At 70.9% G+C, this 24,044-nt stretch carries 17 protein-coding genes; 7 read left to right on the top strand and 10 right to left on the bottom strand.

Going from position 1 to position 24,044, the window contains the following annotated elements:
- Positions 1 to 6: 6 nt before the first annotated feature.
- The 3 genes from RBR11_RS14420 to RBR11_RS14430 all read right to left on the bottom strand — a co-directional run bounded on the left by RBR11_RS14420 (position 7) and on the right by RBR11_RS14430 (position 3,124).
- Positions 7 to 909 carry a carbohydrate ABC transporter permease gene (locus RBR11_RS14420; RefSeq protein WP_308490067.1) on the bottom strand — a complete coding sequence of 301 codons (903 nt, stop codon included), beginning with the start codon at positions 907 to 909 and terminating at the stop codon, positions 7 to 9.
- On the bottom strand, positions 906 to 1,739 hold the full coding sequence (locus tag RBR11_RS14425) for a carbohydrate ABC transporter permease (RefSeq protein WP_308490068.1): 834 nt from the start codon (positions 1,737 to 1,739) through the stop codon (positions 906 to 908). Before RBR11_RS14425 ends, RBR11_RS14420 begins: the two co-directional genes overlap by 4 nt.
- 134 nt (positions 1,740 to 1,873) lie before the next feature.
- Complete coding sequence (locus RBR11_RS14430; RefSeq protein ID WP_308490069.1) at positions 1,874 to 3,124, bottom strand: ABC transporter substrate-binding protein; 1,251 nt, start codon at positions 3,122 to 3,124, stop codon at positions 1,874 to 1,876.
- Between the two features lie 200 nt (positions 3,125 to 3,324).
- On the opposite strand from RBR11_RS14430, the gene RBR11_RS14435 reads away from it, so the two are divergent.
- Genes RBR11_RS14435 through RBR11_RS14445 form a run of 3 tightly spaced genes read left to right on the top strand, consistent with a single transcriptional unit; the run spans position 3,325 to position 6,517 of the window.
- Positions 3,325 to 4,503, top strand: coding sequence for an ROK family transcriptional regulator (locus RBR11_RS14435; RefSeq protein ID WP_308490070.1), 1,179 nt, complete (start codon positions 3,325 to 3,327; stop codon positions 4,501 to 4,503).
- Positions 4,500 to 5,495 (top strand): Gfo/Idh/MocA family protein, encoded by a 996-nt coding sequence (locus RBR11_RS14440; protein WP_308490071.1) that lies wholly within the window; start codon positions 4,500 to 4,502, stop codon positions 5,493 to 5,495. The genes RBR11_RS14435 and RBR11_RS14440 overlap by 4 nt, the downstream gene beginning before the upstream one ends.
- Entirely contained in the window at positions 5,492 to 6,517 is a 1,026-nt protein-coding gene (locus tag RBR11_RS14445) for a Gfo/Idh/MocA family protein (RefSeq protein WP_308490072.1), read from the top strand. Before RBR11_RS14440 ends, RBR11_RS14445 begins: the two co-directional genes overlap by 4 nt.
- Before the next feature lie 64 nt (positions 6,518 to 6,581).
- Here the strand turns inward: RBR11_RS14445 and RBR11_RS14450 are convergent, their stop codons facing one another.
- Positions 6,582 to 9,275, bottom strand: a complete 2,694-nt coding sequence (locus RBR11_RS14450; protein ID WP_308490073.1) for a beta-glucosidase — start codon at positions 9,273 to 9,275, stop codon at positions 6,582 to 6,584.
- Positions 9,276 to 9,443: 168 nt separating this feature from the next.
- Here RBR11_RS14450 and RBR11_RS14455 point away from each other — a divergent pair, with 168 nt between their 5' ends.
- A complete protein-coding gene (locus RBR11_RS14455) occupies positions 9,444 to 11,729 on the top strand; it encodes an exo-beta-d-1,3/1,6-glucosidase (RefSeq protein WP_308490074.1) in 2,286 nt (761 codons plus the stop codon).
- A gap of 4 nt (positions 11,730 to 11,733) precedes the next feature.
- Here the strand turns inward: RBR11_RS14455 and RBR11_RS14460 are convergent, their stop codons facing one another.
- Together RBR11_RS14460 and RBR11_RS14465 are read right to left on the bottom strand one after the other, a co-directional pair.
- Positions 11,734 to 12,363: a TetR/AcrR family transcriptional regulator gene (locus tag RBR11_RS14460; protein WP_308490075.1), complete on the bottom strand. Its 630-nt coding sequence runs from the start codon at positions 12,361 to 12,363 to the stop codon at positions 11,734 to 11,736.
- 90 nt (positions 12,364 to 12,453) lie between these two features.
- A complete protein-coding gene (locus tag RBR11_RS14465; RefSeq protein ID WP_308490076.1) occupies positions 12,454 to 13,788 on the bottom strand; it encodes an MFS transporter in 1,335 nt (444 codons plus the stop codon).
- 150 nt (positions 13,789 to 13,938) lie between these two features.
- Here RBR11_RS14465 and RBR11_RS14470 point away from each other — a divergent pair, with 150 nt between their 5' ends.
- The 3 genes from RBR11_RS14470 to RBR11_RS14480 are packed head-to-tail and all read left to right on the top strand — an operon-like array spanning position 13,939 to position 18,841.
- Positions 13,939 to 16,215, top strand: coding sequence for a glycoside hydrolase family 3 C-terminal domain-containing protein (locus RBR11_RS14470; protein WP_308490077.1), 2,277 nt, complete (start codon positions 13,939 to 13,941; stop codon positions 16,213 to 16,215).
- The gene (locus RBR11_RS14475) at positions 16,212 to 18,017 is read left to right on the top strand and encodes a glycoside hydrolase family 3 protein (protein WP_308490078.1); all 1,806 of its coding nucleotides are present in this window, start codon (positions 16,212 to 16,214) and stop codon (positions 18,015 to 18,017) included. Before RBR11_RS14470 ends, RBR11_RS14475 begins: the two co-directional genes overlap by 4 nt.
- A gap of 29 nt (positions 18,018 to 18,046) precedes the next feature.
- Positions 18,047 to 18,841, top strand: coding sequence for an SDR family NAD(P)-dependent oxidoreductase (locus tag RBR11_RS14480; protein WP_308490079.1), 795 nt, complete (start codon positions 18,047 to 18,049; stop codon positions 18,839 to 18,841).
- A gap of 12 nt (positions 18,842 to 18,853) precedes the next feature.
- On the opposite strand, the gene RBR11_RS14485 is transcribed toward RBR11_RS14480, so the two are convergent.
- The 4 genes from RBR11_RS14485 to RBR11_RS14500 all read right to left on the bottom strand — a co-directional run bounded on the left by RBR11_RS14485 (position 18,854) and on the right by RBR11_RS14500 (position 24,032).
- The gene (locus RBR11_RS14485) at positions 18,854 to 20,350 is read right to left on the bottom strand and encodes a lipase maturation factor family protein (RefSeq protein WP_308490080.1); all 1,497 of its coding nucleotides are present in this window, start codon (positions 20,348 to 20,350) and stop codon (positions 18,854 to 18,856) included.
- A gap of 493 nt (positions 20,351 to 20,843) precedes the next feature.
- Positions 20,844 to 21,773: a glycine betaine ABC transporter substrate-binding protein gene (locus RBR11_RS14490; protein ID WP_308490081.1), complete on the bottom strand. Its 930-nt coding sequence runs from the start codon at positions 21,771 to 21,773 to the stop codon at positions 20,844 to 20,846.
- Positions 21,766 to 22,713 (bottom strand): ABC transporter permease, encoded by a 948-nt coding sequence (locus RBR11_RS14495; RefSeq protein ID WP_308490082.1) that lies wholly within the window; start codon positions 22,711 to 22,713, stop codon positions 21,766 to 21,768. The genes RBR11_RS14490 and RBR11_RS14495 overlap by 8 nt, the downstream gene beginning before the upstream one ends.
- The gene (locus RBR11_RS14500; protein ID WP_308490083.1) at positions 22,710 to 24,032 is read right to left on the bottom strand and encodes a quaternary amine ABC transporter ATP-binding protein; all 1,323 of its coding nucleotides are present in this window, start codon (positions 24,030 to 24,032) and stop codon (positions 22,710 to 22,712) included. Before RBR11_RS14500 ends, RBR11_RS14495 begins: the two co-directional genes overlap by 4 nt.
- Positions 24,033 to 24,044 lie beyond the last annotated feature (12 nt).

A 24,044-nucleotide genomic window follows, 5' to 3' on the forward strand; every position in this document is an offset into this window, starting at 1 on the left:
GGCCGGTCAGCCCTTGATGCCGGTGCCGGTGACGCCCTCCTGCACGTACCGCTGAGCGATCAGGTACGCGAGGAAGATCGGGGCGAGGGCGACGACGCTGCCGGCCAGCATCGTGCTGAGCGGGACGCTCTGCTGCTGCAGGGACGAGATCCCGACGGTCAGGGTGAACATCGCGGTGGACTTGCCGATGATGAGCGGCCAGAGGAAGTCGTTCCAGTGCCAGAGGAACACGAAGATGCCGAGCGTCGCCAGGATCGGCTTGCACAGCGGCAGCACGATCCGCAGGAAGATCCGGAACTCTCCCGCGCCGTCGATCCGCGCCGCCTCGAACAGGTCGTCCGGCAGTCCCTGGATGAACTGGCGCATCAGGAACACGGCCTGCGCGTTGGCGAGGGTCGGCAGGATGAGGCCCCAGTAGGTGTCCACGCCGCCGAGGGCGGCCATGAGCAGGAAGGTGGGGATCAGGGTCACGTGGAAGGGGACCATGACCATCGCCAGGAACGACCAGAACATGGTCTCCTTGCCGGCGAACCGCTTCTTCGCGAACGCGTACCCGGCGAGCGCGGACAGGAACAGCACCGCGGCGACGGAGACGAGGGAGTAGACGAGGGTGTTGCCGAGCCAGACGAGGACGTTCTGCCCGGAGAGCACGTTCGCGTAGGCGTCGAACGAGATGTCCGTCCACGGCAGCAGGGATCCGGGCAGCTGGACGACCTTGCCCGGCTTCAGGCTCAGCACCACCATCGCGTAGAACGGGAAGAAGCTGAGGATGCCGGCGATGGTCAGCCAGATCCAGCGGAGCACGACTCCGAGCCCGGTCGGCTGGAGGGCGCGGTACGAGCGGCCTCCGCGAGGCGGGATCGCCGCCGGCGGCAGCTGCTGCTGCCTGGGCTTCGTGAGGGTCGTCATCTCTGCCTTCCGATCACGAGACGCTGGATGAGGGCGACGGCGAGGGTCATCGCGAACAGCGCGACACCGACCGCCGCCGCATATCCGTAGTCGAAGTACTTGAAACCCTGGTCGTACAGCAGGTAGACGAGGGAGTAGCTGGCGTTGGCCGGCCCGCCCTGCGTCATCACGTAGATCACGTCGAAGACCTGGAACGCCGCGGTGGTCTCGATCACGGCGAGGAAGAACACGGTCGGCCGCAGGAACGGCAGCACGATCCAGCGGAACCGCTGCCAGGCGTTCGCCCCGTCCATCAGCGCCGCCTCTTCTAGCTCGCGAGGGATGTCCTGCATCGCCGCGATCATGATCATCATCCCGTAGCCGAACCGCGACCACACGCCGACCACGATGATCGCCGGGATCACGAGGATCGTGCTCCCCAGCCAGGACCCGCCCAGGCCCAGCGGCGCCATCAGGCGCGACCACGGCCCGTCGCCGGAGAAGATCCACACGAAGATCGAGCCGGCCAGCACGAGCGAGGTGATCACCGGGAGGAAGAAGATCGAGCGGAAGAACCGGGATCCGCGGAACGCCCGCCGCACGCCCAGCGCCATCACGGTCGACAGCACGAGCGAGATCGGCACCGCGAAGACGGTGTAGATCGCGGTGGTGCCCAGGGCCCGCCAGAACAGCGGATCGGCGACCAGCCGCTGGAAGTTGTCGAGTCCTCGCCACGACACCTCGCCCGAGATGTCGTACTGGAAGAAGCTCAGCGCGACGCCGACGATGCTCGGACCGAACCGGAAGGCGAGGAACAGCAGGAATGCGGGCAGCACGAAGAGAAGCGCCACTCTGGCCTCCCTCCGGGCCAGCACGCGGCCGGGAGAACGGCCGGGAGGCCGCCGGGTCTGGGTCGTGGTCGTCATCGCATCGCACCTCGGGTGAGCAGGGGTGCGCGGTCGGGCCCGCGCACCCCCCGTGTCCACTACTTCTTCAGGAGGGGGGTCGCCGCGTCGGCGGCCGACTTGAGCGCGTCCGCCGGAGACTTCTGTCCGAGCAGGGATGCCTGGATCTCCGGGGCGAGCACACCCATGAGGGCGCGGGAGCTGGTCGCCAGCTGACCGACCGTCGTGTCGGGCACGTACTTCTCGACCTGGCCGAGCAGCGGGTCGTCGGCGTACAGCGAGCCGGTGCCGCTGAGAGCCGAGAAGTATCCCGCCTCCTTCAGATACGGCTTGACGACCTTCGCGCTGGTGGCGTACTCCGCGAACTCCGCGGCCGCCTGCTGCGCCTTCGAGCCCTTCAGCACGGACAGCGAACCGACCGTGCCGTACGCGACGGACTTCTTCCCCGTCAGCGGCGGCAGCACCTTCACGTTGTCCTTGCCCCAGAACGGCGCGACCTCGGTGACCGCGTTGTTCCACGTGCACGCGACCTTGCCCCGGGCGATGGCTGTCTGCTCGAGCGGCACGTTCGTGGTGAGCGCCTCCGGGTCGAGCGCCTTCTCCTTCGCGAGGTCGGAGATGAAGGTCAGCGCCTTGGTGCCCGCGGCGCTGTCGAAGCCGACGCCGCCGGACTTGTCGTAGACCGCCCCGCCCGCCTGCCAGAGCAGGGGGTAGAAGGTGAGATTGAGCGTGTTCTCCGCCGAGGCCGGGTAGTTCAGGACGTACATGCCCTTCGCCGTGAACTTCGGCGCCAGGGCCTTGATGTCGTCCCAGGTCTTCGGGTAATCGGTGACGCCGGCCGCCTTGAACGCGGCGGCGTTGCAGATCAGCGGCTGGGCGCTGGTCAGGATCGGCGCACCGAGGATGTGCCCGCCGAGCGTGACCGAGCTCTTGACGTTGGGGAGGATCTGCTTCTGCCGGTCCTTGCTGAGCAGGTTGTCCAGCGGCTGGATCGACTTCTGGTAGGCCGCGAGCTGGTCGGGGATGAGGTAGACGAGGTCGGGGCCCTTGCCCGCGGCGATCGCCGTCTGCAGGGACTGGTCTCGATTGGCCCACGGGAAGATCTCGTACGAGACCTTGATGTTCTTGTGGTCCTTCTCGAATGCGGCGATGGTCGAGTCCCAGAACTGCTTGTGCTTGGCCTGGTCGGCGATGACCGGGTAGAGCCAGACCGTGACCTTCTGCTCACCGGTCGGGGTGGCGGCGGCGCCCCCCGACCCGGCGGAACAGCCCGCCAGTGCGGCGATCGCGGCGATCCCCGCTGCGATGCCGGTGAACTTGCTGACGCGCATGGTGCTCCTTTGCTAGAACCGTGCAGGGTAGATGCCCATTATGACATCACGGTGTGATAATTAGTCAAGGGGCAATCTTCGATCGCGTCAGAACAGTTTCCGCACGGGATCTTGTGCGATCGTGGATCTCGCCTGAATTCCGTGAGCACGCTGTGCTATTTTGATCGCTACCACCGGCGATGAGGACGAGAGGAGCCGCCGTGACCACCGCACCGTCGTCGATCGTCGCCCGATCGGCCCTCCAGCTGCGTGACAGCGGCCCGGCCACTGTCACCGACCTCACGGTCATGCTCGGCCTCTCCCGCACCTCCGTGGAGAACGCGATGGCCGCGCTCAGCGACGCGGGCCTGATCTTCGAAGTGCCGGCGGCATCCGGCCGGGGGGCGGGCCGCCCCGCACGCCGGTTCGCCTTCCACGCGACGGCCGGAGTCGTCGTCGGCGTCGACATCGGCGTCGCGAGCGTTCGCGTCCTCGTCGCGGATCTGGCCGGCGCCGTGATCGCCCAGCGCACCTTCCCCGGCGTGTCCGCCGAACAGGACGGCGCGTCCAAGCTCGCCGCCGTGATCGCCGATGCGAACCGAACGCTCTCCGCGGCCGGCATCCCCGTCTCCCGGGTGAAGGCGATCGGCGTCGCCCTGCCCGGCATCGTCGACGACCTGGGACGGGTGACCGCCTCGGTCGTGATCCCGGAGTGGTCGGGCATCGACATCGGATCCCACCTGCGCCAGGCGTTCGGCTGCCCGGTCGCGGTCGACAACGGCGTGCGCCTCGCCGCCGTCGCCGAGCACCATCTCGGTGTCGCGCAGCTCGTCGACGACGTCCTGTACCTCTCGGTCGGCAACCGTATCGCGATGGGACTGCTGCTGGGGGGCCGGCCGCGCCGTGGCATCCACAACGCGGCGGGCGACATCGGCCGGCACGCGTTCCGCGGCCTCGGCTCGGAGACCGGGCAGATCCGCTGGCGCACGGGTGAGACGGCGGCCGAGGTGTTCGAACGCGCGCGCGGCGGAGACGCCGAGGCGATCGACGAGCTCGACCGGTTCGTGACCGAGCTCGCTCACGGCATCGCGACCCTCGTGATGACGGTCGACCCGGCGATGATCGTGATCGGCGGAGGACTCTCCGCCGCGCACGGCCAGCTCCTGGATCCGCTCCGCGAGCGTCTCGCCGAGCACATCGCGCTGCCCTTCACCGTCCCGATCGCCGAGGCCAGGATGGGCGCCGAGGCCGCCGCCCACGGCGCCCTCGTGCACGCGTTCCGCCGGCACGCGTCCGCGGTGTACGGCATCGAGGGGCTCCCAGTGCCCTCGATCACCCCTCTGCCGCACGACGGACCGGGCCTTCCGGCCGATCCCCTACTTCTCGAGGAGAGACAGTGACCAGGCTACGTGTGGGACTCATCGGCGCCGGCGGGATCTCGCGCGTGCACGCGGATGCCTGGCGCGCTCTCGGCGTCGAGGGCGGTGTGACCTCCCTGCAGGGTGCCGCGGCGATCGCCGAGGAGTACGGGTTCCAGGAGTTCGCGGACGTCGACGAGCTGATCGACGCGGTCGATCTGGTCGACATCGTGACCCCCAGCAGCACGCACGCCGATCTGGCCCTGCGCGCGATCGCCCGCGGCCGCCATGTGGTCTGCGAGAAGCCGCTCGCACCGACGGCCGCGCAGGCCCGTGAGGTGGCCGAGGCCGCGGAGGCGGCGGGAGTGCGACTGTTCCCCGCGCACGTGGTGCGCTACTTCGGCGAGTACGCGCGGATCAAGCAGGCCATCGAGTCCGGCCGGCTCGGGGAGATCGCGGTGCAGCGCTTCAGCCGCGCCGGATCCGCCCCCCAGGCGCCGTGGTTCTTCCGCGAGAGCGCCGGCGGCGGCGTCATCCGCGATCTGATGATCCACGACATCGATCAGGCCATCTGGTTCGCCGGCCCCGTGGCGTCGGTCTATGCGGTGCAGAACCCGCCGACCGTCGATGACGTCGTCCCGACGCCCGTCACCGCGCACGTCGTGCTCACCCACCGCAGCGGCGTGATCAGCCAGCTGCACGCCAGCTGGGTCGCCTCCGGCATCCCGTTCCGGACCAGCGTCGAGGTCTCCGGCACCGCCGGCCGGATGCGCCACGACAGTGCGGAGGACAGGGTCAGCAGGACCGATGCGGTGCTCGCCGATGCCGTCACCGACTACCTCCCGCCGATGTCGCCGCAGGAGAGTCCGTACTTCACCGAGATCGCCGACTTCGTCGACGCCCTCGCCCGCGGTGCCGAAAGCAGGATCTCGCCCGCCGACGGCATCGAGGCGGTCGCCGTCGCCGAGGCCGCATACGCATCGATCGCGTCCGGCGCCCCGGTCGCCCTCGCCGCCCTGGAGGTCTCCCGATGACCGGACCCGCCCCGCTCCGCATCGCGGTGCTGTCCTTCGCGCACACCCACGCGATCAGCTACGTGCACGCGCTGCGCGCCATGCCGGGCATCGAGCTCATCGCCGCGGATCCCGACGGAGCGTCGGCGCCGGACGACGCGCCCCGGGGCGCCGAGCTCGCCGCCGAGCTGGGCGTCGCCTACGTGGACGATTACGAGCAGGCCTTCGCCTGGCGCCCGGACGCCGTCGTCGTCGCCGCCGAGAACTCCCGCCATCGGGCGCTCGTCGAGCGTGCCGCGGCCGCCGGAGTGCATGTGCTCTGCGAGAAGCCCCTGGCCACCTCGGTCGAAGATGCGGTCGCGATGCGAGCGGCCTGCGACGCCGCCGGCGTCACGCTGATGGTCGCCTATCCCGTGCGGTTCGCACCGGCGTTCCGCGACGCGCTCGCCCTGGTGCGCAGCGGACGCCTCGGCGCCGTGCTCGGCGTGGTCGGCGCCAACAACGGCAAGCTGCCGCAGGACCGCGCCTGGTTCACCGATCCCGCTCTCGCCGGCGGCGGCGCGCTCGTCGACCACGTCGTGCACTGCGCCGATCTCCTGGACGAGCTGCTCGGCGAGCGTCCGCGCTCGGTCCGCGCCGTCGCGAACGGAACCCTCTACGCCGACAGGGATCTGCAGGTCGAGACCGGCGGGATGGTGACACTGCAGTATCCCGGCGGCACGGTCGCGAGCATCGACTGCTCGTGGAGCTGGCCGACCTCGTCCCCGACCTGGGGCGGGCTGACCCTGCAGATCGTCGCCGAGCGCGGCACGATCACCGTCAGCCCGTTCGCGCAGGGCGTCGCCGGGCACGATGCGCACGGCGAGACGTGGGATCCGGTCGGAGCCGACCTCGACGGCCTGCTCCTGGCCGAGTTCGTCGCCGCGATCCGGGAGGGACGCCGGCCCCAGCCCGACGGGGACGTCGGCGTGCGCACCGTCGAGATCGTGAAGGCAGCTCAGGCGTCGGCCGCGCGCGGCGGCGAGGTCGTCGCACTGCGATGACACCCCTCGGCCGCCCGGCCCCGGCCTGCGGCGGCGGACGGCGCGTCACGGTCGTGGATGCGGCCTATGCGTCGATCGCCGCGGACGGGGTGCCGGTCGCGGTGCGCTGAGGATCCTCGGGCTCGCCCACCACGAGCACGCCCGCCGCGCGGATGTCACGGCTCGAGGCGCCCACGCGCACCTCGACCTCGCCGGCCGGGGTGACCCAGCCGTGCGTGGTGACGTCGAAGTACGAGGCGGCGCGACGGGGGATCCGCACCCGCACCCGCTGCGACTCCCCCGGCTCCAGGCGCACCTTGGCGAAGCCGGCGAGCTGATGCGGCGGCATCGGCACGGGAGCCTCCACCCCGCCGACGTAGACCTGCACCACCGTGGATCCGGCCCGGGATCCGGTGTTCTGCACCGTCACGTCCGCGACGCCGACCGCATCCTCCGATTCCAGGCCCGACACGGTCAACCCGGAGAACGCCCACGCGGTGTAGCCGAGCCCGTGCCCGAACGGGTAGGCGGGTTCGAGATCGCGGGCGTCGAAGCCGCGGTAGCCGACGAACACGCCCTCGTCGTAGAACACCTGCCCGCCCACGCCGGGATAGGTCCGGGCGGACGCCGCCGGGGTCTGCCCGAGCGAGACCGGCAGCGTCAGCGGCAGCCGGCCGCCCGGCTCGGCCGCACCCGTGAGCACCCGGGCCAGGGCGCCCCCCTGCGCCTGGCCCGGGTACCACGCCTGGATCAGCGCCGCCGGATCAGCACCCCACCCCGTGACGTCCACAGGCCCTCCGGTCATCAGGACGACGACGGTGCGGGGGTTGGCGGCGAGCACGGCGCGGACCAGGTCGTTCTGCCCGTTGGGCAGCTGCATGTCGGGGCGGTCGTCGGCCTCGGCCTCGTAACTGCGCACCACGACGACCGCGACGTCCGCTGCGGCGGCCGCCGCAGCGGCCTCGGCGACCGCCGGCGAGAAGACGCCGGCCGGCGGCACCCAGCCCAGGCGCAGCTTGGCGCCGAGCAGGTGCCCCTGCGACGGGTCGTCGGCGCGGTACTCCATCCGGATCGCGTACTCGCGGCCGGCCTCGAGCCGCATCGGGATCTCGTCGATCGCGACGTCCGGCTGACCGCCGTCCCCGCCCCAGCCGTACGGGTGCGGTCCGGCGTCGGTCGGCTCGGCCGGAGCGAGCTCGGCCGGAGCGAGGTCGAGGACGTCCGCGGTCGCCCCGCGGCCCGACCGCGCGACGTCCGCCCCGTCGATCTCGAACGCGTATGTGCCGAGCGAGGTGATGACGAACCGGTAGGTGCCGGTCACGGGCACGGTGAGAGTGCCGGTGTACCGCACCGACATCCGGCCGTTCAGCTCGGTCGGCAGCTTCTCGTACCGGTGCGAGGAGGCGTTGAAGCCGGGGAAGTTGTGGAAGCCGAGCAGCAGCTCGATCTGCCCGTCGGTGCGGCGCACGAGCGGTTCGCCCTCGAAGGAGGCGTTCGTCCAGTACTCGGCGTGCAGGCCGACCTCGCCGTCCGGCGTGCGGAAGAAGCCGGATCCCACCGCGTCGGCGCCCGGGAGCAGGGCGCCCGGGGTGACCGGATCCGCCCCGTGCACGACCGCGATCCCCACGTCCTCGCCGAGGGCCGCACGCAGCCCGTCCAGGGGCGAGACGCCGCGGGTCGGGCGGACCTGCGAGCTGCCGCCGCCCTGCGCGCCGAAGCCGTCGACGTCGGGCCCGATCAGGGCGACGGTGCGGACGGGGGCGAGCGGCAGGATGCCGTCGTTGCGGAGCAGCACCATCGCGTCCTCGGCGATGCTCTGCGCGAGCGCATGGTGCCCGCCGACCGCGAACTCCGCGACGCCGGCCGGGTTCTCCGGCTGGCCGAGCCCGACCATCGGGCGCAGGATGTTGCGCACCTTCTCGTCGATCACGGCCTCCGCCACCTCGCCGTCCTGCACCGCGGCGAGCAGCCGACCGCCCCAGAAGCCCTCGTTCGGCTGCTCCTGGTCCAGGCCCGCGTTCGCGGCCCGGGCGGTCGAGTGGTTGGCGCCGTAGTCGCTCATGATCCAGCCGCGGAAACCGAACTCGTCGCGCAGGATCCCGCGCAGCAGCGGCGCGTTCTCGCACGCGTACTCACCGTTCACGCGGTTGAACGCGCCCATCATGCTGGCCACGCCGCCCTCGCGGACGAGCGCCTCGAACGGCGGCAGGTACAGCTCGCGCATCGTCCGTTCGTCGATCACGGCGTCGACGCTCGAACGGTGGTCCTCCTGGTTGTTGATGGCGTAGTGCTTGGCGCACGCCTGCACGCCCTGGGCCTGGATGCCGCGCACCACCCCGACGCCGATCGCGGACTGCAGCGCCGGATCCTCGCCGAACGACTCGAAGGTGCGGCCACCGATCGGCACGCGCGCGATGTCGACCGCGGGTCCGAGCGACACGGTGTGGTCGGTCGCCCGGCACTCGACGCCGATCACGGCGCCGTACTCGATCGCGCGATCCGGATCCCACGTCGCCGCGAGCGCGATCGGCGCGGGCAGCGACGTGGCCCTCCCCCCGTGCACGTCGCCCTTGTTGATCCGCACGCCCGCGGGGCCGTCGGCCATCCGGATGCTCGGAACGTCCGCGCTCTCGACGCCGTCGGCGTAGAAGCCGAAGTCCCCGTTCAGGTCTCCGGTCACGAAGGCGACCTTCTCGTCGAGGGACATGCGCCCCAGCAGCTCCTCGACGCGCTCGTCGGTCGCCGCGGAATCCCAGTCCGCACCGGTCTGCTCAGACATGCATGCCCTCCATCGGGTGCCACGAGGCCTCGTCGCATCGCGGATCGGCTCCGAGTCTCGCCCGAATCCCGTAACGAGTCAAGTATTCATCGGAGGCGTCGGATCCGGCCCTGCCGCGAAACCCGTATGTGCTTCAGGTTTCGATGCGGTGTGTGCCAGGATGAGCGGATGAGCGAGCGGATGCCGTATCAGGACCCGTCCCTGCCCACTCCCGACCGCGTCGCCGATCTGCTCGGCCGCATGCGCGTCGAGGAGAAGATCGGCCAGATGCTCCAGCTCGACGCCCGCGACGACCTCGACGACCAGGTGCTGCGCATGCACGTCGGCTCGATCCTGCACACCTCGCCCGAGCGGATCGTGCGGGCGCAGGAGCTCACCGCCGAGACCCGGCTGCGGATCCCGCTGCTCGTCGGCGAGGACTGCATCCACGGGCACTCCTTCTGGGAGGGCGCGACGATCTTCCCGACACAGCTCGGGCTCGCGGCGTCGTGGGACCCGGAACTGCTCGAGCGGGTCGCCCGGGCCACCGCGATCGAGGTCGCGGCGACCGGCGTGCACTGGACCTTCTCCCCCGTGCTGTGCATCGCGCGGGACCTGCGCTGGGGGCGCGTCGGCGAGACGTTCGGCGAGGATCCGTTCCTCATCGGCGAACTCGCCGCGGCGATGGTGCGCGGCTACCAGGGCACCGGGCTCGCGGATCCGACCGCGATCCTCGCCACCGCGAAGCACTTCGCCGGGTACTCCGAGACGCAGGGCGGCCGCGACGCGAGCGAGGCCGACATCTCCCGGCGGAAGCTGCGCAGCTGGTTCCTGCCGCCGTTCGAGCGGGTCGCGCGGGCCGGCTGCCGCACGTTCATGCTCGGCTACCAGACCATGGACGGCGTGCCGATCACGATCAACGACTGGCTGCTCACCGACGTGCTGCGCGGCGAGTGGGGGTACACCGGCACGCTCATCACCGACTGGGACAACGTCGGCCGGATGGTGTGGGAGCAGAAGGTCCAGCCGGACTATGCGCACGCCGCGGCGGCCGCGGTCCGAGCCGGCAACGACATGGTCATGACGACGCCCGGGTTCTTCGACGGGGCGTTGCAGGCGGTCGCCGACGGCCTCCTCGACGACACCGCGTTCGACGCCGCCGTCGGCCGGATCCTCACCCTGAAGTTCGACCTCGGACTCTTCGAGGATCCGCGCACGATCGACGAGGAGCGGATCCGCACCGCGATCGGCACCGCCGCGCACGCCGCGCTGAACCTCGAGGCGGCCCGCCGTTCGCTCGTGCTGCTGCGCAACGAGGAGAGCATGCTGCCGCTCGCCGGCGGGTATGCCGCCGACGCATCGGGAAGGGCGTCCGGCGGCGACGCGACGCCCCGCCGGATCGCCGTGGTCGGCCCGCTCGCGGACGACGCCCAGACGCAGCTCGGCGACTGGGCGGGCGGCTCCGGGCAGGCCGGCTGGCTGGACGGCCAGCCGCGCGCCATGATCACGACCGTGCTCGACGGGATCCGCCGGCACGTGCCGGAGAACTGGAGCGTCACGCACGCGCCGGGCGCGGAGATCCTCACGCTCACGCCCGACCCGGAGGGCGCCTTCTTCCCGGACGGGCAGCCCCGACCGCCGCTCGTCGTGCCGGCCGACCCGGACGAGTGGCTGATCGAGGACGCCGTCGCCGACGCGGTCCGCGCGGACTACGTGGTCGCGGTCGTGGGGGATCGGATCGAGCTCGTCGGCGAGGGCCGCTCCACGGCGACGCTCGACCTCGTCGGCGGGCAGATCGCGCTGCTCGACGCCCTCGCCCGGACCGGCACCCCGGTGATCGTCGTCGTGCTGGCCTCCAAGCCCCTCGTGCTGCCGGAGTCGGCGATGAACGCCGCCGCGATCCTGTGGGTCGCGAACCCCGGCATGCAGGGCGGCCGGGCGATCGCCGAGCTGCTGCTCGGGCTCATCGAACCCCAGGGGCGGCTGCCGATCTCGTTCGCCGCGCACGCCGGCCAGCAGCCGACGTACTACAACCAGATCCGCGGACAGCACGGCGACCGCTACGCCGACCTCACCCAGCGGCAGCCGTTCGCGTTCGGCGAGGGGCTGTCGTACACCTGGGTCGAATACGAGGGGCTCGCGCTCGACGCCGACACGGTGCCCGTCGACGGGGTCGTCGGGGCGGAGATCACGCTGCGCAACATCGGCGAGCGCCCCGTGCGCGAGACCGTGCAGGTGTACGTGAGCGACCTCGTCACCTCGGCGAGCTGGACGGATCAGGAGCTCAAGGCCTACCGCCAGGTCGACCTCGAACCCGGCGAGGCCCGGCGGATCCGGATCGTGCTGCCCGTCGCCGACCTCACGATCGTCGACGCCGCGGGCGTGCGCGTCGTCGAACCCGGCGCGTTCGAGCTGCGGGTCGGCCGGTCGAGCCGCGACGAGTGGGCGCAGCGGGCGACGTTCACCGTCGCGTGACGCGTCACTCCGTGGGGGTCGCTTCGGCCGTCACGGGGTCGATCTCGGCGTCGAGGCGGGACAGGGTCGCCATGCCGGCCCACATCGCCTGGAGCCGCGCGACCATGTCGATGGAGCGGTCCAGCAGCCACTGCTGCTGGAGCCCGTCGGCCGCGGCGATGAGGACGTCGGCGACCAGGTCGGCGTCGATGTGCGGCCCGAACTCGCCGCTGGCCTGCGCGGCCCGCACGGACTCGACGGAGCGCTGGTGCACCCATTCGTAGCGCTCGCGGAAGAACTCGTGCGCGGGGTGCTTGCCGAGACTCGCCTCGGCCGAGAACTCCACGTAGAGCTGCACGAGCCCGGGCACCCGGGTGTTGTTCTCGATGACGCGGAGGAACCCGGCGAAGGAGGGGTCCGGCTCCCAGTAGGCGGCGCTGTCGCGCTCGTCGCGGGCCCGCAGGACCGCCATGTAGAGCTCTTCGCGGGACCCGAAGTAGTGCATGAGCCCCGCCTGGCTGAGCCCGACGCGCTCCGCGATCTCGCGGTTCGAGGCGTTGTGGCACCCCTTCTCAGCCACGACCTCGAGCGCGACGGAGAGGATCTCCGCGCGCTTCGCCGTGCCCTTCGCGTAGGGCCCGCGCCTGCTCGTCATGATCCCCCCAGCCTAGCGACGGACGGATCCCCGGCCCGCAGCGCGTGGAAGGCGTCTCTGCGGACCGGGGATGCGGGTCGGGATCGGGGCCTATCTGACCGACTTGATCGGGAAGATCACGAGGGCCCCGATCAATGCCAGCACGCCGCAGATCGAGAACCACAGCCCGAAGTTGCTGCCGTTCTGGCTTCCGACGTAGACCAGGATGCCGCCGATCATCGGCGCGAAGGTCTGCGGCAGGGCGTTGGCGATGTTGAAGACACCCAGGTCCTTGCCGGAGTCGTCGGGGTTGGGGAGCACGTCGACCACGAGGGCGAGATCGACGCCGACGTAGATGCCGTACGCGATGCCCATCAAGACCTCGAGTACGTAGAACGAGGGCACGTCCTTGATGAAGATCAGCACCACGGTGCCGACCGCGAACAGCGCGGTCGAGCTCCACACGAACACCTTGCGCCTGCCGATCCTGTCCGAGATCCAGCCGGCGATGATGCTGGTCGGGACGATGGCGACCGTGTACAGCAGGACGCTGAACGAGATGACCGCGGGGACGTCCGCCTCCTTCACGCCCACGTGATTGAGCAGGTAGTAGAAGCGGAAGGCCGTGAAGCCGAAGCTGGCGAAGGTGATCAGGAAACGGGACCACCATGCGAGTGCGTAGTCGGGGTGCTTCACAGGGCTCACCCAGAACGTGCTCCACCACTCGTAGAACGTGGCGCGCGCCGGCTTGACGGGCAGCACCTGGTCCGGAAGCACGAAGGCGAAGACGATCATCACCACGATCGCGAGGATCGACGGCGCGACGAACATGATCAGCAGCTGCGTGGCGAACCACTGGGCCACGTACACGCCGCCCAGGACGCCGACGTTCTGCGCGATGCCGAGCGCTGCGGTGATCTTGCCACGCTGGAACTTCGGGACCTGGTCGGCGATCGTCGCGATGAACGGGGCCAGGGTCATGTTCGCGCCGAGCTGCGCGAGGGCCCAGCCGATCGTGGCCATCGCGAGGTCGGGTGCCAGCGCCATGATCGCGAAGGCGACGGTCATGATGACCGTGCCCAGCACGATCCAGATCCGCCGACGGCCCCACCTGCTGGTGGTGCGGTCCGAGACCCGTCCGAAGATGACGTTGGCGAGGGTGGCGAAGACGGCTCCCACGCCGCCGAGGACCGCGCTGGCGCCGATGGCACCGTCCGCGGTGAGCGCACCCGCGTGCACCAGCGCCTGGGTCTTGATGCCGATGCCGACGATCGCGGGACCGAGGAGAGCGATGAAGAAGATCAGCTGCGCGATGAACAGCCAGACCACGTAGCCGGGCTTCGCCGGCTCGGTCGGTTCCGGGAACCAGTGGTGTTCGCGAGGACTCGCGCTGGCCACGGTCATTCCGGATGGCATGCCCGCGGCGGAACCGCTGACAGAACTCATATCTGACTCCTTCGACGATATGGCGCAAGTCCCGTCGATCATCCTTGATCGGCAGTCGGCCCTTGCCGGATGAAAACCTATACGGCTAAGGTTTCCAGCACAAGGCCGACTTTCCGGGCTTCTCCCGCACGTCCGATCACGGAGGTTCCCATGACCGTTTCCGACGACCTGCGCGCCGCGGATCTCACCCTCGAGGAGAAGGCCGCGCTCACCAGCGGCGCCGACTTCTGGACCACCAAGGCGCTCGAACGCGTCGGGATCCCTCCGCTCCTGCTCACGGACGGGCCGCACGGCCTGCGCAAGCAGACCGGCGGGAACGACCACCTCGGCCTCGGCGCGAGCGTGCCGGCGACCTGCTTCCCGCCCGCGGTCGGGCTCAGCGCGAGCTTCGACCCCGAGCTCGCCGAGCGGGTCGGCGTCGCCCTCGGCGTCGAGTCGGCCATCGAGGACGTCGCCGTCATCCTCGGCCCCGGCATCAACATCAAGCGCTCCCCGCTGTGCGGCCGCAACTTCGAGTACATGTCCGAGGATCCGATCGTCTCGGGTGCGATGGGCGCGGGACTCGTGAAGGGGATCCAGTCGCAGGGCGTCGGCTCCTCGCTCAAGCACTTCGCCGCGAACAACCAGGAGACCGATCGCCTGCGCATCTCGGCCGATGTGGATCCGCGGCCGCTCCGGGAGATCTACCTGCGCGGGTTCCAGCGCGTGATCGAGGACGCGCAGCCCTGGACCGTGATGTGCTCGTACAACCGGATCAACGGCGTCTACGCCTCCGAGGACCCGTGGCTGCTGACCCGGGTGCTCCGCGACGAGTGGGGCTTCTCGGGGCTCGTCGTCTCCGACTGGGGCGCCGTGAACCATCGGGTCGCCGGGATCCTCGCCGGCATGGACCTGGAGATGCCGTCGTCGAACGGCCGGACCGACGCCGAGCTCGTCGACGCCGTGCGCGAGGAGCGCCTGGACGAGCTGTGCCTCGACGTGGTCGCGGACCGGCTCATCGAGCTGGCCCGCAAGGCGCAGGCCCGCCCGGCGATCGCCGGCCCGCTCGACGTCGACGCCCACCACGCGCTCGCCCGCGAGGTCGCCGGACGCTCGATCGTGCTGCTCAAGAACGACGGCGTGCTCCCGCTCACCCGGGGCGCGGACCTCGCCGTGATCGGCGAGTTCGCCCGCACCCCGCGATTCCAGGGCGCCGGGTCCTCGCAGATCACCCCGACCCGCGTCGACACCGCGCTCGACGCGATCCGCGCGGCCGCCGGGTCCGCCGACGTGCCGTTCGCCGCCGGGTTCGACATCACCGAGGCCGGCGTGACGGAGGCCGAGACCGAGCGCCTGCGGGCCGAGGCGGTCGGCGTCGCGCAGACCGCCGACACGGTGCTGCTGTTCCTCGGCATCCCGGCGCACGAGGAGTCGGAGGGCTACGACCGCACGCACATCGACCTGCCGGCCGCGCAGCTCGCGCTGCTCGACGCCGTACTCGAGGTCAACCCGAACGTCGTGGTGGTGCTGTCGAACGGCGGGGTCGTGTCGATCCCGTTCGCGCGCAGGGTCCCCGCGATCGTCGAGGCGTGGCTGCTCGGCCAGGCCGGCGGATCCGCCACCGCCGACGTCCTGTTCGGCGACGTGAACCCCTCCGGCCGGCTCGCCGAGACGATCCCGCAGCGGCTCGAGGACACCCCGGCGCACGGATCCTTCCCCGGCGAGCACGGGCACGTCCGCTACGGCGAGGGCCTGCTCGTCGGCTACCGCTGGTACGACGAGAAGCAGCTCGCGGTGCGCTACCCGTTCGGGCACGGCCTGTCGTACACGACGTTCTCGTACGGCGACGCAGCCGCCGCGGTGCGCGAGGACGGCGACATCGTCGTCATGGTGCCGGTCACCAACACCGGCGCCGTGGCCGGGCGCGAGGTGGTGCAGGCGTACACGTCGCTGCCCGGATCCGCCGTGCAGCGCCCGCCGCGCGAGCTCAAGGCCTTCGCGTCGGTGCACCTCGAGCCGGGCGAGACCGCATCGGTCGCGCTGCGGATCCGGCGCTCCGAGCTCGCCTACTGGGACGTGCGCATCGACCGCTGGATCGTCGAGGGCGGCGACTACGTCATCGAGGTGGGCGCGTCGAGCCGGGATCTGCGCACCTCGACCGCCGTCGCCGTCGGCGGCGACGAGGTGGTGCTGCCGGTCTCGCTCGCGTCCTCCTTCGACGAGCTGCTGCACGACCCTGTCGTCGGTCCCGACCTGCACGCGCTCATCGACGAGCGCTACGGCACCGCAGACGAGCACCTGCTGAAGATGATGGGCAACTTCCCCGTCGGACGCCTCGACGGATTCCCTCTGCCGCGGCGTGAGATGGTCGCCGTGGTGGAGAAAGCCCGGTCCGGGGCGGGATCGCCCTCGCGGACGGGCGCCCGGGCGCAGCAGGCGCGCGCATGACGCCGCCGACCGATCGGCCGTGGCTGAACCCCGACCTGGCCGTCGATGAGCGCGTGGAACTGCTGCTGCACGCGATGACCCTGGAGGAGAAGGCCGGGCTGTTCTTCCACACCATGATCAGCATGGGCGAGGGCGGGGAGCTGTCCGAGGGCGACCCGGACTTCGGCCTGCCGTCGACCGACGAGTACGTCAACGGCCGGCACATGACCCACTTCAACGTGCTCAGCGTCGCGCCGACCGCGGGCGAGATGGCCCGCTGGTACAACCGGCTGCAGGCGTTCGCCGCCCGGAGCCGGCTGGGGATCCCGGTCACGATCTCCACGGATCCGCGGCACGCGTTCAGCGAGAACCCGGGCGCCGCGCTGCTCTCCGGCCCGTTCTCGCAGTGGCCCGAGCCGCTGGGGCTGGCCGCCACCGCGGATCCGGCGCTCGTCGAGCGGTTCGGCGACATCGCCCGCCAGGAGTACCTCGCCGTCGGGATCCGCGTCGCGCTGCACCCGCAGGTCGACCTCGCCACCGAGCCGCGCTGGGCGCGCCAGCTGCAGACCTTCGGCGAGGACGCGGAGCTGTCCGGGGCCCTCGGCGCCGCCTACGTGCGCGGCTTCCAGGGCGAGGCGTTCGGGCCCGGATCCGTCTCGACCATGACCAAGCACTTCCCCGGCGGCGGGCCGCAGAAGGACGGGGAGGATCCGCACTTCGCGTACGGCCGCGAACAGGTCTACCCCGGCGACAACTTCGAACACCACCTGCTGCCGTTCGCGGAGGTCTTCGCGGCAGGCGGGCGGCAGATCATGCCGTACTACGGGATGCCCGTCGGCACGGAGTACGAGGAGGTCGGCTTCGGCCTGAACAAGTCCGTGCTCACCGGGTTGCTGCGCGAGCGGTTCGCGTTCGACGGCATCGTGTGCACCGACTGGGGCCTCGTCACGGACCAGGAGATCCTCGGCACGATGTTCCCGGCGCGCGCCTGGGGCGTCGAGCACCTCAGCCCCGAGGAGCGGATGGCGAAGATCCTCGACGCGGGCGCCGACCAGTTCGGGGGCGAGGCGTGCCCCGAGATGCTCGTGCGGATCGTGAACGACGGCGTCGTCTCGGAGGAGCGCCTCGACGTCTCGGCACGGCGGCTGCTGCGCGAGAAGTTCCTGCTCGGCCTGTTCGAGGACCCGTACGTCGACGCCGAAGCCGCGGACGCGATCGTCGGATCCGCCGAGTTCCGGGCGGCGGGCGTCGACGCGCAGCGCGCGTCGATCACGATCCTGTCCAACGACGGGGCGTTGCCGTTCGCCCCGGGCGCGAAGCTGTACGTCGAGGGGATCGACGCCGGCGTCGCCGCGCGGTTCGGCCAGGTCGTGGGTTCGCCCGCGGAGGCGGATCTCGCGATCCTGCGCCTGCAGGCGCCGTTCGAGGTGCGCGACTCGGCCTTCGAGAACTTCTTCCACGCCGGCCCGCTCGATTTCGCCGACGAGGTGCTCGCGCACGTGCGCGAGATCGCCGCCGTCGTGCCGACCGTGGTCGACGTGTTCCTCGACCGGCCCGCGATCCTGGCCCCGATCGACGAGGTCGCGAGCGCCCTCGTGGCGAACTGGGGCGTGAGCCCGGTCGCGCTGCTCGAGGTGCTCAGCGGCGCGGTGCCGGCGCGCGGGAAGCTGCCGTTCGACGTGCCGCGCTCGACCGCCGCCGTCCTGGCGTCGCGCCCGGACGTGCCGTTCGACACCGAGGATCCGCTGTTCCGCTTCGGGCACGGGCTCACGCTGCAGCGCCCGGATCGATCCGCTGTGGCCGCCGCCGAACCCCCCGCGTAGAGTCGAGGGCACCGACGAAGGGGACCGACATGCGCATCGACCTCGGCGGCAGGACCGCCCTCGTGACCGGATCCACCCAGGGCATCGGGCGCGCGATCGCCGCGACGCTCGCCGATGCGGGAGCCCGCGTCGCGATCAACGGACGCAGCGCTGCGACGGTCGAGACGGTGATCGCGGAGCTGCGCGCCGCGACCCCCGAACGCGACCTCGTCGCCGCGGCCGGAGACGTCACCACCGCCGACGGCGCCCTCAGGGTGCTCTCCGCGACCGGGCACGTCGACGTGCTCGTGAACAACCTCGGCATCTTCGGGGCGGAGCCGGCGCTCGACATCACCGGCGACGAGTGGCGGCGCTACTTCGAGGTGAACGTTCTCGCCGCGGTCCGGCTCATCCGCGCGACCCTGCCCGGCATGGCCCGCCGCGGATGGGGACGGATCCTGAACATCGCGAGCGACTCGGCGATCGTGATCCCGGCCGAGATGATCCACTACGGCATGTCGAAGACCGCGCTGCTCGCCGTCTCGCGCGGCTTCGCGAAGGAGGCCGCGGGCACGGGCGTGACGGTCAATTCGGTGCTGGCCGGGCCGACGCACACCGGCGGGATCGAGGACTTCGTCTACCAGCTCGTCGATTCCGCGCTGCCGTGGGACGAGGCGCAGCGCGAGTTCATGCGCCTGCACCGCCCGCAGTCGCTGCTGCAGCGGCTCATCGAGCCCGAGGAGATCGCGAACATGGTCGCCTATCTGGCGTCGCCGCTCGCCTCCGCGACGACGGGAGCCGCGGTGCGCGTGGACGGCGGGTACGTGGACTCGATCGTGCCCTGATCCGGGACCCGCTCAGGTCCGGTCCGACAGGGAGATCGGGCGGACGACGATCCGGCGGCGGTCGCGGATCCACACGTCCCCGGTCTCGCGGTGCTGGGCGCGGGTCGTGAACCGATAGCGGTAGGCGACCGCGCGCACCCGCACCGGCCGCTCCCCGGCGAACGGATCGTGCCGGAGCAGCCGCAGCGTCGGCGGATCCGCCTCGAGCAGCCGGACGAGGAATCGCGCGAACCACTCCTGGTACAGCCGGCCGAGCGGCAGGAACCACATCAGCCAGTCCAGGCGCAGGTGGTACGGCGCGAACTGCCGGGGGATCCGGTGCAGGTCACCCGGCTTGCCCTTGAAGCCGTACTCCCGCCAGTCCTCGGTCTCCGGACCCGGATCCCCGCCCCCCGGATCCATCGTGCCCTCGACGACGATCTCGATCCGCTCCTTCGTGACGGTGCCGAACGCGCCGTACGCGTTCGCGAGCTCCCACCGGTTGAACGACGCGTTCATCAGCTGGTCGCGGGCGGACAGGTTGCGCACCGCGGGCACGGAGATCACGACGTAGAGCAGGCCGACCAGGCAGGTCACCACGAACCACGGCAGGGGGAGGCCGTCGATCACCCACGGCAGGGCGGTGACCGCGCGATGCGGGCCGGTCGGAACGCCGATCGCGGAGCAGGCGAGCACGATCGTCGCCCAGTTCAGCCAGGCGAAGTTGCCGGTGATGACGAGCCACAGCTGGGTGGCGATCACGACGCCCGCACCGACGGCTCCGACGATCGCCGGCACCGGCCCGGGGATCCACAGCCCGAGGATCGGCGCGACGACGAGCCACACCAGGCCGAGCTGGGCGACGTGGTTGCCGATCACCTCGAGCCGGTGGATCCCGGCCGGCAGCAGATGCGCCTGCCGGCTGAGCGGGCCCGGCATCGGCTGCGTCTCGTGGTGGTACATGAGCGCGGTGAGGTCGCGCCATTCCCGCCCGCCGCGGATCTTGATCATCCCGGCGCCGAACTCGAGCCGGATCACCAGCCACCAGAACAGCACGATCACCACGGTCGGCGGCGGCTGATCCGCACACCCGAGGAAGGCGGCGAGGAACCCCGCCTCGAGCAGCAGCATCTCCCAGCCGAAGGCGTAGAACGTCTGCCCGACCGCGACGATCGACATGTAGCCGAGCCAGAGCAGCAGGAAGCAGACCATCGGCAGCCAGGGCGAGCCGAGCTGGGGGATCCCGGCGACGAGCAGCGCGGCGATCACGATCCCCACGACGCACAGCGCGACGAGGCGGCGATCCGTGTACCGGATCCAGCGGAACAGCGTCGGGCGCAGCGGCCAGCGCCCCGGTCCGGAGCGCCGGACGCGGGCGAGCAGCTCCGGCACGGGGAGCAGGCCGTGCTCGCCGAGCAGCGCGCGGAACTGGTTCAGCGAGCTGACGAACGCGACGAGGTACAGGGCCGCGACGCCCCGCTGGAGCACCTCCCGCGCGAAGCCGAAGTCGACCGCCGCGAAGCCGTCCATACCCGAAGGCTACGCCGGTCCGGGCCGGCGGTCATCGCCGCCCCGGCCGGGTACCTGCGACGCCTGCACGACGATGCGACGCCTGCACGATCCGATCGCGGATCCGGTCGTGCATCCGTGTCCGAGTCGTGCAGGCGTCGCGCGCTGCGGAGGGATCGGCACAGGTGGTCGAAAGAACGGTGACCGCACCCGGGGTGGCTGAGCGAGGACGCCGCCAGGCGACCCCACCCGGGGTCGTCGAGCGAGGACGCCGCCAGGCGACCCCACCCGGGGTCGTTGAGCGAGGACGCCGCCAGGCGACCCCACCCGGGGTCGTCGAGCGAGGACGCCCCCAGGCGACCGAGACGAAACGCGGCGCACTCGCGGGAACCGCGTTTCGTCTCGGTCGGCCGCTGCACGTCCGTCCTCGCTCAACGTCCGAGAGGCCTACCGGGAACCGCGTGTCGTCTCGGTCGGCCGCTGCACGTCCGTCCTCGCTCAACGTCCCAGAGGCCTACTTCTTTACCCAGTCGAACCCGGCGCCGTGCTCGGTGATCCACGCGTCGATCGCCTGGGGCTCCTTGCCCTTGCCGAACCTGTTCACGACCGTGTCCTCGAGCGAGCCGTACTGGGCGTCGTCGAGTCTGATCCTCGAGATCAGGGCGGCGGCGTCGGGGTGCTTCTTCGCGAAGCCCTTCGCACCGAGGAAGTGCAGGCCCTCGGGCTTGCCCATCGCTCCCTTCGGATCCTTGAGGTCCTTGACCGGGAATGCGTTGTTCGCCCAGAACGGACGCCACAGCGTCACGGCGATGTCCTGCTTCTTCTCGGTCGCCGACTTCAGCTCGGTGAGCATCGCGGCGGTCGACGAGGTGACCAGCTGGAACTCGCCGGCCAGCCCGTACTCCGGCATCATCTTCTGGGTCTGGGCGGTGAGACCGGCGCCGGGCTCGATGCCGATGAGCTTGCCGTCGAACCTCGATCCCTGGCCCTTGAGCTGGTCGATCGAGTCGATGTCCGTGTAGGTCGGCACCGCGATCGTGAGGCGCGCGTCGTCGTAGTACGTTCCGAGGTCGTCGATCCTGCCCTTGTACTTGTCCATGTACGCCTTCTGGGTGACCTCCGGCCACGCCGACGGGAAGACGTCCACGTCGCCCTGCGACAGCCCGGCGTACAGCGGGCCGGCGTCGGAGAGCGTCTGCATCCTCACGTCGTAGCCGAGCTTGCCGAGCTGATCCTTCAGCAGGTACGCGGTGCTCAGTCCGTCGGACCAGCTGGGCAGGAACCCGAGCGTGATCGTGCCCTTGGTTCCCGCACCGGCGCCGTTCGAGGGAGCCTTGCCCGCCATCTCGAGCGTGCCGCCGGCGCCGTCGCTCGCGCATCCGGCGAGGGCGAGGACGGCCGCGACGCCGAGCGCCGCGAGAGTGATGATCCTGCTCCTACGCATTCTGCAGCTCCTTCTTCTCGACGGATCCTTCGGACGTACGGTCGGCGACGGCGGACACCGCCGCGAGGCGCCGCGCGGTGCGACGGCGTCGCAGGATCCCGAGCAGCGACGCGGGCTGCGCGCCCAGCGACCCCAGCGACGCGGTGACGCGGTCGAGGAACACCGCGATCAGCACGACGCCGAGACCGGCCTCCACGCCCTTGGCGATGTCGACGGTCGAGATCGCCTCGACCACGAGCTTGCCCAGCCCATCGGCGCCGGCCATGCCGGCGATGACGGCCATCGACAGCGCGAGCATGATCACCTGGTTGACGCCGGCGAGGATCGTCGGCATCGCGAGCGGCAGCTGGATCCCGCGCAGGATCTGCCCCGGAGTCGCACCGAACGACTGCCCGGCCTCGACCGTCTCGGAGTCCACGCCGCGGATGCCGAGCTCGGTGAAGCGCACCCCGGGGGGCAGGGCGAAGATGACCGTCGCCACGAGACCCGGCACGACGCCGATGCTGAAGAACACGATCGCGGGGATGAGGTAGACGAAGGCGGGCATCGTCTGCATGAAGTCGAGCACGGGCTTGAGCACCGCGCGCACGGTGGCGTTGCGGGCCGACCAGATGCCGAGCGGGATCGCGATCAGCACGGCGACCGCTCCGGCGACGAGCACCAGCGCGAGGGTCTGCATCGCGGCGACCCAGAGGCCCATCGCGACGATCAGGCCGAACGAGATCACGGTGCCGATCGCGAGCCGCCACGAGCGCACGAGCCAGGCGATGAGCGCGGCGATGACGATCACCACGAAGAACCACGGCATGAGCAGCACGAAGCCCAGACCGTCGACGAGGAACGACACCGCGGCCGAGACGACGTGCAGCGGACCGTCGAGGTTGGTCTTGATCCAGTCGACGGCGGCCGCGACCCAGGATCCGAGGGGCAGGAGGTTCATCGGAAGACCTCCCCGGTCGGTGCGTCCGGCGTGGCCGGCGAGGGTCCCGCCGGCTCGGCAGTCCATCCGTCGTCGAGGACGGCGTCGACCTCTGCCTGCGGAAGCGGAAGGACCGGAAGGTTGATCTCGCCCGTGGCGCCAGGGCCGGGCCCGAGAGCCGCGAGCAGCGTGACGCGCGGGATGACGCCGACGAGGCGGCCCTCCGCATCGGCGACGGCCAGCGGCACCGGCGACTCGACGGCCGGGATGAACAGGTTCATCAGGATCTCGTCCTCGTCGACGACCTGCGCTGCGGGCTTGAGCGCCGAGGCGATGCTGCTCTCGCCGCGGCGGATCAGCTGGACGACGTCGCGGTCGGTGACGATGCCGATCAGCCGGCGGTCGCGGCCGACGACGTACGTCGCCGACATGAACGCGTCGCGCATCTGCTTGAGCGCGGTGCGCGGGCCGGCGGTCTCGGAGACGACCGGGCGCGGACGCTCCATGACGTTCGCGGCGGTGAGCACGCGGGCGCGATCCACGTCCTGCACGAACTGCTCGACGTAGCTGTTGGCCGGATCGGTGAGGATGTCCTCGGGCGTGCCGATCTGCACGATGCGGCCGTCGCGCATCACGGCGATGCGGTCGCCGAGGAACATGGCCTCGTTCAGGTCGTGCGTGATGAACACGATGGTCTTCTGCAGCTTCTGCTGCAGCTCGAGAAGCTGCTCCTGCATCTCGCGGCGGATCAGCGGATCGAGCGCGCTGAACGCCTCGTCCATCAGCAGGATGTCGGTGTCGGCGGCGAGCGCGCGGGCGATCCCGACGCGCTGCTGCATGCCGCCGGAGAGCTCGGACGGCAGCTTCTCACCCTGCCCGTCGAGGCCGACCAGCTCGAGGATCTCGGTGGCCTTCGCCAGGCGCTCTGCCTTGCCGACCCCCTTGAGCTCGAGCGGGTACGCCACGTTCGCGGCCACGGTGCGGTGCGGCAGCAGAGCGAAGTGCTGGAACACCATCGACACGCGATCCCGGCGGATCTCGCGCAGACGCGAGGCCGGGATCCCGGTGATCGGATCGCCGGCGACGAGGACGGAGCCGTCCGTCGCCTCGTGCAGCCCGTTGAGCATGCGGATGATCGTCGACTTGCCGGATCCCGACAGTCCCATGATCACGAAGATCTCGCCGCGGTTGACGCTGAAGCTCGCGTCGATCACGGCCGCGGTGCCCGCATCGAGCACCTCGGATCGGGTCTCGCCGGCTGTGAGGCGCCGGATGGCCTGGTTCGGATTCCTCCCGAACACCTTGAACAGATGACGCGCTTCCAGAGCGGTTTCGGACACGTTTCCCCCGCG

Source organism: Microbacterium capsulatum, from assembly GCF_030865425.1.
Lineage (GTDB): Bacteria > Actinomycetota > Actinomycetes > Actinomycetales > Microbacteriaceae > Microbacterium > Microbacterium capsulatum.

Excerpts from the sequence above, each read along its gene's own strand:
- RBR11_RS14495 (WP_308490082.1), bottom strand. The coding sequence starts at position 22,713 with ATGAACCTCCTGCCCCTCGGATCCTGGGTCGCGGCCGCCGTCGACTGG.
- RBR11_RS14460 (WP_308490075.1), bottom strand. The coding sequence starts at position 12,363 with ATGACGAGCAGGCGCGGGCCCTACGCGAAGGGCACGGCGAAGCGCGCG.
- RBR11_RS14470 (WP_308490077.1), top strand. The coding sequence starts at position 13,939 with ATGACCGTTTCCGACGACCTGCGCGCCGCGGATCTCACCCTCGAGGAG.
- RBR11_RS14490 (WP_308490081.1), bottom strand. The coding sequence starts at position 21,773 with ATGCGTAGGAGCAGGATCATCACTCTCGCGGCGCTCGGCGTCGCGGCC.
- RBR11_RS14450 (WP_308490073.1), bottom strand. The coding sequence starts at position 9,275 with ATGTCTGAGCAGACCGGTGCGGACTGGGATTCCGCGGCGACCGACGAG.
- RBR11_RS14465 (WP_308490076.1), bottom strand. The coding sequence starts at position 13,788 with ATGAGTTCTGTCAGCGGTTCCGCCGCGGGCATGCCATCCGGAATGACC.
- RBR11_RS14455 (WP_308490074.1), top strand. The coding sequence starts at position 9,444 with ATGAGCGAGCGGATGCCGTATCAGGACCCGTCCCTGCCCACTCCCGAC.
- RBR11_RS14480 (WP_308490079.1), top strand. The coding sequence starts at position 18,047 with ATGCGCATCGACCTCGGCGGCAGGACCGCCCTCGTGACCGGATCCACC.
- RBR11_RS14475 (WP_308490078.1), top strand. The coding sequence starts at position 16,212 with ATGACGCCGCCGACCGATCGGCCGTGGCTGAACCCCGACCTGGCCGTC.
- RBR11_RS14485 (WP_308490080.1), bottom strand. The coding sequence starts at position 20,350 with ATGGACGGCTTCGCGGCGGTCGACTTCGGCTTCGCGCGGGAGGTGCTC.
- RBR11_RS14420 (WP_308490067.1), bottom strand. The coding sequence starts at position 909 with ATGACGACCCTCACGAAGCCCAGGCAGCAGCAGCTGCCGCCGGCGGCG.
- RBR11_RS14430 (WP_308490069.1), bottom strand. The coding sequence starts at position 3,124 with ATGCGCGTCAGCAAGTTCACCGGCATCGCAGCGGGGATCGCCGCGATC.
- RBR11_RS14445 (WP_308490072.1), top strand. The coding sequence starts at position 5,492 with ATGACCGGACCCGCCCCGCTCCGCATCGCGGTGCTGTCCTTCGCGCAC.